The organism is Novosphingobium sp. ERN07 (genome assembly GCF_012641335.1).
GTDB lineage: Bacteria > Pseudomonadota > Alphaproteobacteria > Sphingomonadales > Sphingomonadaceae > Novosphingobium.
Genome location: NZ_JABAID010000011.1, coordinates 76,362 through 91,024, shown reverse-complemented (window position 1 = coordinate 91,024; position 14,663 = coordinate 76,362). Strand labels below are relative to the sequence as shown.

The 14,663-nt window shown below is 64.3% G+C and carries 13 protein-coding genes; all 13 read left to right on the top strand.

From position 1 onward, the window contains the following. The 13 genes from traC (at position 1) to HGI47_RS14775 (ending at position 14,659) form a co-directional block, all read left to right on the top strand. The gene (gene traC / locus HGI47_RS14835; protein ID WP_168853548.1) at positions 1-2,607 is read left to right on the top strand and encodes a type IV secretion system protein TraC; all 2,607 of its coding nucleotides are present in this window, start codon (positions 1-3) and stop codon (positions 2,605-2,607) included. Continuing rightward, complete coding sequence (locus HGI47_RS14830) at positions 2,604-2,954, top strand: hypothetical protein (RefSeq protein WP_168853547.1); 351 nt, start codon at positions 2,604-2,606, stop codon at positions 2,952-2,954. The genes traC and HGI47_RS14830 overlap by 4 nt, the downstream gene beginning before the upstream one ends. Further along, the gene (locus HGI47_RS14825; protein WP_168853546.1) at positions 2,947-3,537 is read left to right on the top strand and encodes a type-F conjugative transfer system protein TrbI; all 591 of its coding nucleotides are present in this window, start codon (positions 2,947-2,949) and stop codon (positions 3,535-3,537) included. Before HGI47_RS14830 ends, HGI47_RS14825 begins: the two co-directional genes overlap by 8 nt. Beyond that, positions 3,506-4,051 (top strand): S26 family signal peptidase, encoded by a 546-nt coding sequence (locus HGI47_RS14820; protein ID WP_370521737.1) that lies wholly within the window; start codon positions 3,506-3,508, stop codon positions 4,049-4,051. The genes HGI47_RS14825 and HGI47_RS14820 overlap by 32 nt, the downstream gene beginning before the upstream one ends. Next, entirely contained in the window at positions 4,048-4,725 is a 678-nt protein-coding gene (gene traW / locus HGI47_RS14815; protein WP_168853545.1) for a type-F conjugative transfer system protein TraW, read from the top strand. Before HGI47_RS14820 ends, traW begins: the two co-directional genes overlap by 4 nt. Beyond that, complete coding sequence (locus HGI47_RS14810; RefSeq protein WP_168853544.1) at positions 4,722-4,988, top strand: hypothetical protein; 267 nt, start codon at positions 4,722-4,724, stop codon at positions 4,986-4,988. The genes traW and HGI47_RS14810 overlap by 4 nt, the downstream gene beginning before the upstream one ends. Next, positions 4,985-6,007, top strand: coding sequence for a conjugal transfer pilus assembly protein TraU (gene traU, locus HGI47_RS14805; RefSeq protein WP_168853543.1), 1,023 nt, complete (start codon positions 4,985-4,987; stop codon positions 6,005-6,007). The genes HGI47_RS14810 and traU overlap by 4 nt, the downstream gene beginning before the upstream one ends. Before the next feature lie 8 nt (positions 6,008-6,015). Continuing rightward, entirely contained in the window at positions 6,016-6,792 is a 777-nt protein-coding gene (gene trbC, locus HGI47_RS14800; protein ID WP_168853542.1) for a type-F conjugative transfer system pilin assembly protein TrbC, read from the top strand. A 16-nt stretch (positions 6,793-6,808) separates the two neighbouring features. Further along, positions 6,809-8,935 (top strand): conjugal transfer protein TraN, encoded by a 2,127-nt coding sequence (gene traN / locus HGI47_RS14795; RefSeq protein WP_370521736.1) that lies wholly within the window; start codon positions 6,809-6,811, stop codon positions 8,933-8,935. An 88-nt stretch (positions 8,936-9,023) separates the two neighbouring features. Further along, on the top strand, positions 9,024-9,341 hold the full coding sequence (locus HGI47_RS14790; protein WP_206066216.1) for a hypothetical protein: 318 nt from the start codon (positions 9,024-9,026) through the stop codon (positions 9,339-9,341). Continuing rightward, positions 9,338-10,150, top strand: a complete 813-nt coding sequence (locus HGI47_RS14785) for a thioredoxin family protein (protein ID WP_168853539.1) — start codon at positions 9,338-9,340, stop codon at positions 10,148-10,150. Before HGI47_RS14790 ends, HGI47_RS14785 begins: the two co-directional genes overlap by 4 nt. Then, positions 10,150-11,604, top strand: a complete 1,455-nt coding sequence (locus HGI47_RS14780) for a conjugal transfer protein TraH (protein ID WP_168853538.1) — start codon at positions 10,150-10,152, stop codon at positions 11,602-11,604. Before HGI47_RS14785 ends, HGI47_RS14780 begins: the two co-directional genes overlap by 1 nt. A 13-nt stretch (positions 11,605-11,617) precedes the next feature. Continuing rightward, positions 11,618-14,659, top strand: coding sequence for a conjugal transfer protein TraG N-terminal domain-containing protein (locus HGI47_RS14775; protein ID WP_168853537.1), 3,042 nt, complete (start codon positions 11,618-11,620; stop codon positions 14,657-14,659). Positions 14,660-14,663: the final 4 nt, after the last annotated feature.

Sequence of the window (14,663 nt, the reverse complement as noted above, 5' to 3'; positions counted from 1 at the left end):
ATGACCTCGCGCGGCTTCTGGGATCGGTTCCTCGACATGCTGTTCGGCGAAAGCGCGCATCCCGAGGCAACACGCCCGGTGCTGGGCGCTCCGATGCTCTCGAACTGGTTGCCCTATCGCAGCTTCGACAAGAAGCACGGCATGTTCATCAACACGGACTCGATCGGGTTCATTCTCGAGCTGGCCCCGATGATGGGGGCCGACGAACGCAGCGGCGAACTTCTCACCCAGTTCCTCTCTGACGCCGTGCCATCAGGCTGCGAGATCCAGCTGATCCATTGGCAAAGCCCCTCGGTCGGTGAGCGCATTGCCGACTGGGTGATGCCGCGCGTTGTCGCCAAGGGCGTCTACGGCCGCGCCGCGATGCACCGCGCGCGCTGGCTGCGCCGGGCAGCCTGGATGTCGATCTCGCGTGATGCGCCGTTTTACCTGCGCAATACCCGCGTAATTCTCTCGATCGGTGCCCGGCTCAGCGGTCCGATCGGCGCCGACACACTCGTGTCGGTGCGCGAGAGCCTGCGCGGCACGCTGCAGGCTCTCTCGATCCCCGCGCGCGACATGACACCTGTTGAACTGATCGCCTTTCTCGACGATTTTCTCTGCCCGGCGGTCGATAACGCCGACAAGCCCGAGCACTATTCCGAGCTCGATCCGATCAACGTCCAATGCGTGCGGCGCGATCTGGAAACGCACGTCACCCCCGACCGGATCGTGCTCCACACCGAGCGCTTTCGCCCCACAGGCGAGCGCGAGGACGGCGCGCCGGTCATCGGCGAGGTCGTGCCCGACAAGTTCGATTGGCGCTTCTTCTCGGTGCGCAACCTGCCCAAGCAGTGGGCGCCGTGGGACGTCCAGAAGATCATCGGCGACGTCATCAACGACAAGCTGCGCTTCGGCTGCAATGTCATGACTGTGCTCGGACTTGTCTATCAGGACGAGGACGCGGTCGCCTCGCGCGCCGGGCTCAAGGTCATGCGCACCACCAGCCTCGCCGACAGCCGCTCCGCGCGGTTCCTGCCACAACTCTCTGAACAGCGCGACGAATGGCAATACGTGCAAGGACAGATCCGCCAGGGCCGCAAACTCGCGCAGGTCTATTACGGCGTCGGCGCGCTCTCGCCGCTCGGCAAGGGCGACATCAACGAGCGCATGGTAAAGTCGGTCTACAAGGCCTGCGGATGGGATCTCATCGACGAGCGCTACCTCCAGGTGATGGGGCTCCTCGCGGCGATGCCGCTGTCACTGCCCAATGGTCTCTCGGCCGACCTCAAGCGCATGAAGCGCTTCAAGACCATGCTTACGACGACCGCGGCATCGATCGCGCCGCTTCAGGGCGAGCATACCGGCGGTCACATCCCGCATGTCCTGCTCATTGGCAGGCGCGGGCAACCGTTTTTCTGGTCGCCGTTCCAGAATGCCGCCGGCAACCACAACGTCGCGGTCTTCGGCAAGTCGGGTTCGGGCAAGTCGGTCTTCCTGCAGGACGTCTGCGCGGCAATGTCGGGGGCAGGGGCCAAGGTCATTGTGATCGACGATGGCCGTTCGTTCGAGCACATGGCCAAAGCCTTTGGCGGCGCCTTCGTTGAGTTCAAACTGTCGTCGGGCTTCTCGCTCAATCCCTTCGACATGATCGACGGCGAAGCGCTGTCGAGCGACGAGGATGGCGAAGATTACGAGGTCGAATGCCTCGCCATGCTGAAATCGATCGTCGGCCAGATGGCGCGCCAGCAGGACCGGCTGTCCGACACCGAGCGCGGCCTCATCGATTCCGCGGTGAGCAAGGTCTGGCGCGAGAAGCAGCGCGCCGGGACGATCGACGATGTCGCGGCTGCACTCCGCGCACTGCCTTCGCCCTATGCCGGGGATCTCGCCGACGCCATGTCGCCGTTCCTCACCGGCGGCACCTATGGCCGGTTCTTCGAAGGCGCATGCTCGATCGACCTGTCCGCCGGGCTCACCGTGTTCGAGCTCTCCGATCTCTCATCGAAACCGGAACTGCGTTCAGTGGCGCTCACCGCACTCATGTTCCTGACGCTGCGCGTCATGCGCGATCTCGACCGTTCGGTGCCCAAGCTCACGATGATCGACGAGGCCTGGCAGCTTCTGGGCGGCGGACAGATGGGCCAGGCAATCGAGACCTATGCCCGCACTTGCCGCAAGTATGGCGGCTCGCTGATCACCGCTACCCAGTCTCTCAATGACTTTTACAAGTCCGAAGGCTCGCTCGCCGCGCTTGAGAACTCGGACTGGTCGATCGTCCTCCAGCAGAAGGAGGAGACGATCAATGATCTTGCCAAGCATCAGCGCTTCGAGATGGACCACTATACCGAAAGCCTGCTGCGCTCACTAAAACGCAACGGCACCGAATATTCCGACGTTCTGATCAAGGGCCCGGAGACCCTCGCGGTCGGACGACTGGTGCTCGATCCCTATTCGGCAACGCTCTATTCCTCGAGCCCGCGGGTCTTCTCGGAGATCGAGGAAAAGGTGCGCGCCGGCCTGCCGCTCCCCGATGCGATCGAGCGGGTCGCCTTCCCGGACTTCGTACCGCCTGAGCCCGGTGCCCCCGATTTCATGGAAGGTGAACTGGCGGAGGCGGCCGAATGATCACGCCTCACGCCTCTGCCCGCCAGTCCTGGCGCCTTGCCGATGCCTGCTACCACGGCCTGCGTCTCGCAGGATGGCTCGTGGTCACGCTGGGCTGCGTCGCCGCGCTATGGCTCCTGTTCTTCGCCGCGCTGGGCAATTTCAGCTTTGGCGGGACCATACTCCAAATCGACAACTTCGCCTCGCGCTATGTCGCCGCGAGCGCCGAGCGCCAGGACCACTTCGTTCGCTTCTTCTGGCTGACCAGCGCCGGACTTTTCGTCGCAGTCGGCTTCTTTCGCCGCCACTCGCTCACGCAGTCGGGCGGTGCGGCCACCTCAAATTCCAGGGAGATCACCCATGGCTAGAAGCCCCCAAACGCCCTCAAGTCATGCAGCCAGCACGACCGCGGGTCCGCTGTTCGAGGCCGAAGTGAGTACAGGCCGGCCCACACCCCGGGCCCGCATCGGACTTATTCCCGTCGCGCTTGTCGGCACGCTGGTTGCCGCAGGGCTGTGGGGCGCCTGGGTCACCAAGACCGTGCTGGGGGCTGGAGACACACCTACCATCGCCAAGGTCCAGCTTTCGGGCATCGTGGGCGAATATGTCCAGGCCCAGGCCCGCTCGGCGACGCCGCCCGAGCAGGTCACTACCGAGACGCGGGCGTTCATGGGCGAGGTCCAGAAGAACCTCGAGCGCCGCGGCGCGACGGGCCAGATCGTGCTGGTGGGCGAGGCGGTGCTCGCCGGCAATGTCCCCGACATCACCGCCGAGGTCCGCCGCGAAGTCTATGCAAAGGTCAAGATGCCGCAGCCGGCGAATGCTTCTGCCGGTGACGTCATGGGCGCCATGCGTGCGGCGATGAACGGGCAGGGCGCCCCGCAGGGAGCCGCCCCGGCCCCGATGCCGGGCGCCGCCTATGGAGGACAGGCCAGTGCTGCCGTCAACTGAGCCTCTGCCCCCGCGATCCTCGCACACCCGCCGCTGGCTGGTTATCGGCGCGCTTGCGGCGACGCTTGCAGCCAGCTCCTCGCTGGCGAGCTGGCGCGACAACCATGCAATTCTCATCAACACGACGAGGTCGCTCCCCAATTGGGCCTTCTGGATCGACAAGCACCGCCGCCCGGCGCGCGGGGACTTCGTGGTGTTTGCACCGCCTCAGACACGCCTCATCACCGCGCATTTCGGGAAGGTCTCTCCACCTTTTGCCAAGCGTGTCTACGGGATGCCAGGAGACATGGTGACCCGCGAGGGCAGCGTGGTGCGGATCAACGGCGCCGAAGTCTCGCGGTTGAAGCCGGTCAGTTCGCGCGGCGAGCCGCTGGAACCGGGCCCAACAGGCCGCATACCCGAGCACTGCTACTATGTAGGCACCGAGCACAAGGACGGGCTTGATAGCCGCTATGCCGACATCGGCTTCGTCTGTTCGGCACGCATCATCGGCACCGGGGACTCGCTGCTGTGAGCCGGATCGCTGCCTTGTCCGCCGCAGGAGGCGCCGCTCTGCTGATAGGCTGGCCGCTGATCTCGGCAGTCAGGGCCGCTGACTATGGCCAGATGGGCCAGACTTTCCCGATCATCGAGGCCGATCTGCTCACGACAATCGAGACCAAGCTCAGGACCCTCGAGGCGAACGGCGGGATCGAGCGGCTGCAGCGCGAGATGCAGGAACAGGCCGTGGCGAGCGTCCGGCGGCCCAAGCGGGTCGATGGCATGACCCCGGCGAGCGTGAAGCGCGAGTGGCTGTTCGATCCCTCGATCGTCACCGAGGACGATATCGTCGACGCCAAGGGCAACCTGATCGCGGCGCGTGGCACGCGGGTCAATCCGCTCGACATGGTGCAACTGCGACAGGCGCTGGTCTTTATCGACGGCGACAACGCGGCGGAGCTCGCCTGGGCGGTCAAGACCTGGAGCGACGCCCGGGCCAAGATCATCTTTGTCTCGGGCTCGCCTTTCGACGCGATGAAGCCCTGGCAGCGCCGGTTCTACTTCGATCAAGGCGGGACGCTCACGGGCAAGTTCGGCATTCGCCATACCCCGGCGGTCGTCTCATCCGCGGGCGCGAGCCTCAAGATCAGCGAGTTCCCGCTGCCGCCGGCGCCGGCCGCGCCCGCGGGCGGAGGAAAGATCTCATGACCCATCCGATGATCACCTTCCTCAAGACCCCGATGGCTGCCCCCGAAACCTCGCGCCTGCGCCACATGCGGCGATGGTGGACGGGCTTGTGCTGGGGGTTGGCGCTCGCTGTCCTGCTGCTGCCCCTTTCGAAGGCGCTGCTGGGTGAGTGGGGCGCGGTGCCCGCGCTGCTGCTCGTGCTCGCCGCCCCGGTCCACGGACTGTTCTACTTCCGGTCCAAGAGCCTCGCCGACGAGGTTTGTCGCGGGGAGAGCCAGTCATGAAACGGGCTTCAAGATTGATGGCTGTTCTTCTCGCCATGCTGGCGCTCGCCGGTGTCGCAGCCGCGCCCGCCCGGGCCGATACAGTCTCGTGCCACGGCAAGTTCATCAACCCGATCACCGATGTCTGCTGGTCGTGCCTGTTTCCGCTCTCGATTGGCGGGCTTTCGATCTGGAAGGGCTCGCGGCCCGACCCCAAGAACCCCTCGTTCCCCTTGTGCGCCTGCGGCTCGCCAATCCCGCGCATCGGCATTTCGGTGGGCTTCTGGGAGCCGGTGCGCCTCGTCGATGTCACCAACAAGGCGTGGTGCTTCCCCAATCTCGGCGGGATTCGGCTCAATCCCGGTTTCGACATCGGGCACGGCCACGTTCAGGGGCGCAGCCAGATCGGCGGCAAAACGCAGAACTCGTCGCAGTGGCAGTCACATTACTACGTCTATCCGCTGCTCTACTGGATGGAGATCCTGACCGATTTCCTCTGTTTCGAGCAGACCACTTTCGACGTCGCCTATGTGACCGAGATCGACCCGCTGTGGCAGGACTCGGCGCTGACCTCGATCATCAATCCCGAGGTCGCGCTCTTCGCCAATCCGATCGCCACCGCGGCTTGTGCGGCCGACTGCGTCGCGGCGACTGCCAAGCTGCCGATCGACCAGATGTTCTGGTGCGCGGGCTGCAACGGCGGGATGTATCCCTTGAACGGCCACGTCTCGGCGCATGTCACCCCGATCCAGGCCTCACGGCTCGTCGCCGAACGCATGCTCTACAAGATGCACCGCGAGGCGCTGGCCTGGGGCACGATGGGTTCGAAGGCCCTGTGCCACAAGTACCTGATGCCGGTGATGCGCAAGCAGCAATACCGGCTGCAGATGACCAACCCGATCTCGATGGTGAAGGGCCGATATGCCTGCGCGCCGGTCGGCGCGACCACCATCATTCCCCAGACTGGCAAGGGCTACCCCGTCAAGGGTGAGGACTTTGGCTACCTCGTCTGGCGCAAGCGCAACTGCTGCATGCTGTGAGGACACCCATGACTTTCGCGCGGCTCCCGCACAAATCCCGGCTCCTCGGACTTGCTGGCTTCCTCGCCCTGACCGCCGTCTCGGCCGCTCTCGCCCAGACCATCGCCCAAGATGTCGGTGGCCTCGATCTGAAGGCGATTAAGGCACGCGGAACCGAGGCCACGGCCGATGCGCAGACCCTGGTCGATGCTGTTGCGGGCAAGGGCGAAGCCCACCGCGCCGAAGCCGAGCAACTGCGCGAACAAGGCATGACGGCTGTCGCCAACATCAATCCTGCCGACTTGCCCAAAGGGCCGGACGGCGCAGTCGACTTCGATGAGCTCCTGAGCGGGGCGGCAGCCAATACCAGGACGCCGATGGGCGAGGGGCCGATGTTCATCGTCTTCGCCAGCCTGTCGATGCCCGAGGCATCGCTCACCCGGCTGATTGCCGACACTACGAGGGCAGGCGGGGTGGTGGTGTTCCGCGGCTTTCCGGGCGGTAGCACCAAGGCGTTCGCCGAAGGTCTGAAGCGGGTGGTGACCAGCGAGGGCCAGGAGGCTCACTTGGCGATCGACCCGCGCCTGTTCCGCGCCTTCAAGGTCAGTGCCGCCCCGACCTTCGTTGCCGCAGGCCGCGAATACGAACTTTGCGACGGGCTCGACTGCACGAGCGCGACACCCGATCATGACCGCATCACCGGAAACGTCACGGTCGAATACGCGCTCGAGACCTTCGCCGGCGGCCGGGGGCCAGGCGCCGGCGTTGCGCGCATTGCGCTCGCCCAACTGACCAAGGGCCAGTGAGATGGGTGGGCGGGGCTTGCGCAATCGTCGGCGAACGGCGGCCCTTCTTGCCGCCTCCTTCTTCACGATCGCGCTGCTCGCGCCAACCGGTACACACGCGCAGATCTATATCCCGCCGCCCGACGACCTCATCGAGCCGCAACCCGCGCTTCCGCCCGCAATCGACCCCGGCGTTCCCCCGCCAGCACCCCCACCTCCTTCCGCGCCTGCCACCATGACCTGGGACGAAGCGAAGACGCAGGCCCGCGATCTCGGATCGGCGGTCCGGGGCGCCAACCAGGGGATCACCAACGCGCCGGGCGCTGCCGGTCAGATTCCGGGCTATCAGGCGAACTATCCCGGGCTCACCCAGTATTACGACAATCCCGGCAACATGGTCGCCGATGGCGCGGCGGCAGGCTACAATAGCGACGCCTATCGCACCGCCAATTCGGGCCAGAGGCCGACCGTTGATGTGAAGCGCAGCGACCTCTCGCGCGCCACCACAGTCACCGAGGACCCCAACGCTTACCTGCAGGGAATGAGCGCTGACGGCTCGACGGGAAACTGCGTGCCGCTGCCACCGGGCTCCGGCGGGACGAACATGGCTGAGTGGACCTGCAACGTCGGATCGACGGTGGTCGAACAGCCCAAGACCTGCACCCGCAGCCTCTCGGTCGCGGCGTGGAACGAGACGCTTTACCAGTACATCTGCGTCACAAACCCAGGCTTTGCTGGCTGCGCCTCGCTTGAGGGGAGCAGCCTCTGCCGGAAAACCGGGACCTACCCGGTGCCGCAGTACAATCTCACTGTCGACTATTACGACTGCGACGCGGCCGTCAGCGACCCCAACGTCTATCTCATGGGCACGGTGCCCAAGCCGCCGCCGACCAATGCCTTCCAGGTCGTGAGTAACGTCTACCGGTGCAACAACGAAGGGATCACCGACGCGCTGACCTTCGATCCGGTAACTGGCTTCCCGCTGCAATATGTGACCGGGCTTCAGCAGTGCGGCTCGCTCGCGTCCGAGCCCAGCTGCACCCGGACGACGGCCAGCGCCGCAGGCCTAACCGACCGGCAGCTGTGCAAGACCTGGGACTTCGTCGGCGATCCCTTCGGCGGCGGGGGCTACCTCGCTTGCGCCGAGCCGGCGGCACCCGAAGAGGTCTATGCCTGCAGTTCCAATGTCGCCGGGATCGTGCCCGAAAGTTCGGTTTCGAAGTGGTTCACCGAAACCTGGAACGACAATGCCTGTTCGGTCGATCTCGGCACCTGCACACTCGCCAGCGAGACCTGCACTGCGCCTGGCGAGGCCCGGCTCATCGACGGCGTGCCGGTAACGCGGCCCTGCTGGGAGAGCACCAAGACCTATCAATGCCAAACCGTGATTGGCGGCGGCAACGACTGCGGCAAGCTCGACGCGACACCCGGCTGCACTTTCGACCATGAGACTTGCCTCGACGATCCGCCAAGCGGCGATGGCTCGTGCAAGGTAGCCGAGCGTGTCTACAAGTGCCCGATCCCGGGTAGCGCGACGCCGCCCGCGCAATACATCTGCGGCGGCGACGTCTACTGCGTGAACGGCGACTGCGAGCCGATCGTCCGCGAAGCATCCGACGAGTTCAAGGATGCGGTCGTGGCGCTGAACGCGCTCGGCCAGGCCAATTCCGAATTCGACGAGTCCACGCTGACCTTGTTCAAAGGCACGGCCGAAAGCTGTGCGCACAAGGTCTTCGGCCTTGCCAACTGCTGTTCTGGCAAAGGCGTGCCGCTTCTCGTGCCGCTGCTGTGCAGCCCCTCTGAGGTCCTGCTCGACCAGAAGGACGATGCCGGGCTCTGTCACAAGATCGGCACCTACTGCTCGTCAAGCTTCCTCGGGATATGCCTCTCCAAACGCGACGTCTATTGCTGCTTCCAGTCGAAGATCAGCCGGATCCTCCAGGAACAGGGCCGCCCGCAGCTCGGCAAGAGCTGGGGGACGCCCAAGAAGCCCGTCTGCGATGGCTTCACCATCTTCGAGTTTCAGCAACTTGACCTCTCGGTGATGGATTTCTCCGAAATCTACGCGGAGTTCGTCGATGCGGCGAAGCTCCCCGACGAGGCCGCCACGCTCATCGAAATCCAGGCAAAGATCGAGGCCTATTATGCCGCGCACAAGCCCTGAAGTGGGCCCAATCCCTCGTGGCCAACCGGCCCGCGATTCCTCCGGGGCGAGCGTTGTGGCGCTAAGCGAGATCGGCTCCGCAGCCGACATGACCGTGCTCGAATTCTGCATCGGCATGGCGCTCGCACGCCGCGGCAGCCTGACGGCGCGCGAGATCGCGGGCGAGGTCTCTACCTGGCTCGACAAGCCGGTGCGCTGCCGCATGCTGAACGGCCAGCTCAAGGCCATTGCAGCAAGGGGTTGGGCGCGCCTGGAGGCCGGGACCTACACGCTGAGCGAAGCCGGAACCGAAGCATTGCGCGGCTTCTACAGCGCGCTCGTGCGCATGCTCGATGGCGGCCGCCGGCTGCTCGATGTCGCTGTCTTCATGTCACTGATCAAGGAATTCGAGAGGAGCGGATCATGAACCACCGCCAATGCATTGCCCTGCTTGCTGCTTCCAGCCTGGCCCTTGCCGGAACCGCCCCGCTGCGTGCATCGAACGGTGACGGTGTTGAGGTCCAGCAGTCCGAGGACGCCCTCTACTGCAAGGAGCGCAAGCTCGGCACCTGGTTCTACTGCGAGAAGCCCAAAGAGGATCCGCGCAAGGCTGCACCCGCGCAGCCGCCGGCGCGCGAGCGTCTGGCCGCGATCGGAACCGAGCTCGAGGAACTCAAGGCGCGCGCAATCCTCGAGCCGAGCCCGGAGAACGTCACCGCTTACGTCCGCTACCAGCGCGAGCAACTCGACCGATCCTCGATGTTTGCGGACGTCTGGCAGCGCGCTCTGTGGCAGGACCCGGGACTCGACTACACGCTGCAACGCCCGGTCTCGACGCTCGGCAAGCGCGCGTGGATCGATGAGCGCAAGTCCGATCGCGACCGCGTCATGGCCAGCCTCTCGCAGCGATACGGGGTGTTCTACTTCTTCGCCTCGAGCTGCGGGGCCTGCGATATTTTCTCGCCGATCCTCAAAGCGGTCTCGGACAAATACGGCCTCGCGGTACTCGCGGTCTCGACCGACGGCGGGCCTTCGGCGACCTTCCCCGGATACATGGTCGACAGCGGCCAATACGAGAAGCTGGGGCTCGGCACCGACCGTCAGGTGCCCGCACTGGTCCTGTTCGATTCCGTCACCAAGCAGCCGATGCCGATCGGCTACGGGATCCTCAGCCAGGATGAAATCATGGACCGCGTCTTTCAGCTGACGCAGGTCAAGCCTGGGAGCGACTACTGATGCGCGCGCGCCAAATCACGGTCCGCCTCCAGCAGGTCTCTCGGCGCGCGCTTGGCGCCGTGCTCGGAGCCGCCGTGCTGCTTGCCTCGCCCAGTCCTGCCTCAGCCGGTGTCGAAGGCGAGATGCAGAGCTTCATGTCCGACATGGGAGTCCAGGCCAACGTCACCGGCCCCAGCGCCTACCAGGGCCAGTCGGCCGGTTACTATTCGATGGGTTCGGTGTGGTCGCGGTTTCCCCAGAAGAACATCCAGCCTTTCAACATCCAGTTGCCGCATGCGCGGGCCGGGTGCGGGGGCATCGACCTGTTCGCCGGGTCCTTCTCGTTCATCAATACTGCCGAGCTGGTCGCGATGCTCAAGGCCACCGCAAACAACGCACTCGGCTTCGCCTTCAAGCTCGCCATCGACACAATCTCGCCCGAAATCGGCAAGGTCATGGATGAGCTTGCCCAGAAGGTTCAGCAGATGAACCAGATGAACATCTCCTCGTGCGAAACCGCACAGGCTTTGGTCGGCGGGCTCTGGCCCACGAGCGATACGGCCAGTTCGGTCATCTGCGAGGCGATCGCCAACAGCCAGGGCGCAGTCTCCGACTGGGCCCGCGCGCGCCAGCAATGCAACAATGGCGGCCAGCGCGAAGCCCTGAAGGGCGCCAATTCCGACCCGGACATGAAGGAACAGGCCGGGATGCCCAACAACTACACCTGGGAGGCACTGGGCAAGAAGTACGGCGGGTTCGACACACAGTTCCGCGAGTTCCTGATGACGCTGGTCGGCACCGTGATCTACGATCCTGCGGGCAACGGCGGTAAGCCGCGGGTCCAGTTCATCGGCCCCGCCGATCCCGCACTCATCAGCGCCATGCTCGATGGCACCTCGCAGGCACCGCACAGATACTGGAGTTGCGGCGGCGATACGACCAAGTGCATGGCGCCCAGCGAAACCGACATGGTCATCGGACCTAACGCTGCGATCAAGGCACGGGTGCGCACGCTGATCGAGAGCATGGCCTTGAAAGTGCGTGATCCGGGTGCCTCCCTGACCCCGGCGGAGATCCAGCTTCTGGGTATGGCGAGCGTGCCGGTCTACAAGATCATCACCGTGAGCGCGGCAGCCGAATTTGGCATTTCAGCTCAGGAGATCAACGACCTCTCCGAAATCGTCGCGGTTGATCTCGTCACCACCATGACCATGCGGTTCATCGACATGGCCGTTAACGCGCGCTCGGACTTCAACGGTGCCGACGCGGACTCCCTGCGTGAATGGCGCGAAGGTCTTTACGAGACCCGGCGCAACTTCCTCGGGATCGCGGCGCGCACTTCGCAGCGCTTCGACCAGACATTCGCGCTCATCCAGCGCACCCAGATGCTGGAAAAAACCCTCCGCACCCAGCTCTCTCCGCAAATGTCGGCCGCGCTTCGCTTCTCGCGAACGCTCGGCAGCCAGGTCCAGTAGGAGCGCCTCGGCCATGCTCGAGGTTTTCACGGTCGGGGGCGGCGACTACCTCGTCAACACTTTCAACGCGATCGCGGCCTGGACCGGATCGGGCGGGTTCAAGTCGCTGATCCGCGTCTGCATGGTGATGGGGCTGATCTACGCGCTCATCATCACCGCCATGGACCTCGACTGGCGAGCGTGGTTTCGCTGGTTCGTCCAGTCGACGCTGATCTACCTCGTGCTGATGGTCCCGACCGTGACAGTCAAGGTCACCGACCGCGTCAATCCGGGCCTCGCGCCCGCCACCGTTGCCAATGTGCCGATCGGGCTTGCCGCGATGGCTTCGTTCACCAGCCAGGTCAGCGATTACCTGACCCGCACCGCCGAGACGGTCTTCGTCATGCCCGCGGCGCTCAACTACTCGACCGGGGGCTTCGTCTATGGTGCGCGGTTGTGGGACAAGGTGCGCGGTTTCGAGATCCGTGATCCCGTCTTCAAGGCCAATCTCGATGGCTACCTCAAGCAGTGCGCCTATTACGACATTCTACTGGGCACCAAGAGCCTCAAGCTCCTGAGCGAAGCGCCCGATCTCTGGGCCGAACTCGGGGTCAATGCCGCGACCAACCGCGGCATGAAGTATCTAACCGATACGGGTGCGGGCACGGTCGATATCGAAGGCAAGACTTGCGCTCAGGCTTGGACGTTGATCAACAACCAGTGGGATGCGCAGATCAACGCCTATGCGCTGCCATTCGCGCACTCGATGTATCCCAAGCTCACCGAAGCCGCCGCTGACGCGAAGCTTGCCGCCGACGTGCCGGTCGTTTCGCAGCTGCTCACCGGCACTGCGATGCCCCGTAACCAGTTCTTCAAGCAGAAGAGCATGGTCGATGCCTTCGAGGCTGCACAGCTCGATTTCGGCAATGCCGACGCCGACTCCTTCGCGCTCCAACGCGCGGACACCCAGACGCGCAACGCCATGACGACCGCGGCAGAGCAGGGCCTGATCTGGATTCCCGTGCTCGGCGTGGTCCTTACCGTCGTTTTCTACGCGCTCTTTCCGATCGTCTTCCCGCTGCTGCTGTTCCCGCGCAGCGGGATTGCGACATTGAAGGGCTACTTCTCGGGCTTCTTCTATCTCTCGGCCTGGGGGCCGATCTACGTCCTCATTCACTCCTTCATCATGGATCGCTTGGCGAGCCAGACCAATGCGGTTGCGGCGGGAAGCGTGAGCCTTGCCAACTGGGCGGGGATTGATGCGGTGAACCAGGACGTCGCCACCATGGCGGGGTTCCTGATGATGTCGGTTCCAGTCCTGGCGCTGATGGTCATGCGCGGAACAATGTCGGTGGCGAACAACCTGGGTTCGATGCTCGCCCCCGTCCAGGCTGGTTCGGACGCCGCGGCGCTCGAGCGGACTACCGGCAACTACGCCTATGGCGATGTCAGTTACGGCAATCTCAACGCCGAAAACCGGCAGATGTCGCAGTGGAACATGGCGCCAAACCTCCTGTCAGGTGCCGGGCATTCGGGTTTCCGCGAGGCGGACGGGCGCATGTTCAACGAATATGGCTCAGGCCATTCGGTCATCGATACCAATGGCGCAATGTCGCAGCTGCCGTTCAAGCCGACCATGACCCGCGGCTATGCGACAGACCTCAGGTCGCAAGGGCAGTGGTACCTCAGCGAAGCCGACAAGATCGAGAACGGCACCTCGACCAGCTGGACCAGTTCGAAGGGCCAGTTCGGCAGCGCTGTTACCGCAACCAGTGACGTTTCTGGCGCGCGGCGCGAAAGCGGCTCGCGGGCTTCCGACACCCACAATGTCGGTGGCAACGTGGTGGTTGAGGGGGCCAAGGGCAGTTCGACGCGAGAGGTCACCAACAACGATCTGATCCTGCGGGAAGGCAATTCGAGGTCTTCTGGCGACTTTGCGAGCCGGACCTTCGGTTCGTCCGCAAGCCTGACTGGCTCCGGAACTCTGGGCACTCCGGGCAAGGATATTGCTGGCAGCGGCCTATCGGCGACCCTCCAAGGCTCGATTTTCGGCCGCAAGGAAGTTGGCGACGACGCACGGGCAGGCACAGAACGTTCGGCCACCAATCAGACCACACGCGGCACAGACAAGTCGGAAGAGACCAGCGATCGGGTGGTCGTCAGCGGTTCGAGCGGCGATATCCAGTCGTCGGGAACCTACAGCCAGAGCTCGGATTATTCCGATCATAGCCATTCGCGGACCAATACAGACGGTAGTGACTGGCGAGTTGCAGAAGCGGAAGAACGCCGTGCTGCCGCCGCCCGATATCGAGAGATCGGCACTCGGATGATGTCCGAGGCAAGTTATGCCGAAAGCCATGGCTTCCAGATTTCGAGCGACATGTCGAACCTCATCCAGGATCGCTACGAGACGCTGCAGCGTGATCATCCCGAATGGCACCTGCCGGACATCTCGAACCCACGGCTCGACTATCGCGACCTCACCCGCCGTGACCAGGCCATCACCTACATCATGGATGACCTGATGGGTGACCTAAGGGCGCACCGGATCAACGAGCTGACTGACGTCTCCGACATCTCTGGCACAGGTTCGCTGGGCACCAACGCCGGTCTGGGCATGCCACAAGCGCCAGCACTACCGCAGGTTGCGCGCGCCGATAGGCTCGCGCCGTCACCGCTTGAGGGAGGAACCTTGCTCGCCATCCCCGAAGGCCCAGTCGATGGGGCGGCCTATGCGCGCGATCTTGGCATGACGGTCAAACCTGGCGCTCGGCTCGGCCGTATGGATGGTGAGTTGGTGCCTGCGCTGGGCGTGGTCGCGGACGAGGCGCGCGCACTTGGTCTGCCGGCGCCGGTAGTCACCTCGGGCAACGACAGCACCCAGCATATGGCGGGATCGGCGCACTACGCCGACCGTGCGCTCGACTTCAGAGGCAACAACATCTCGGATGAACAGGGCGAGCGCTGGGCAAAGCAGGTTCGAGACCGTCTGGGCGAGGGCTATGCTGTCCAGTTCGAGCGTTTCCCCGACAAACCAGAACGTGATCACCTGCATGTCGCCCGGAGGCGAACCTAAGCCT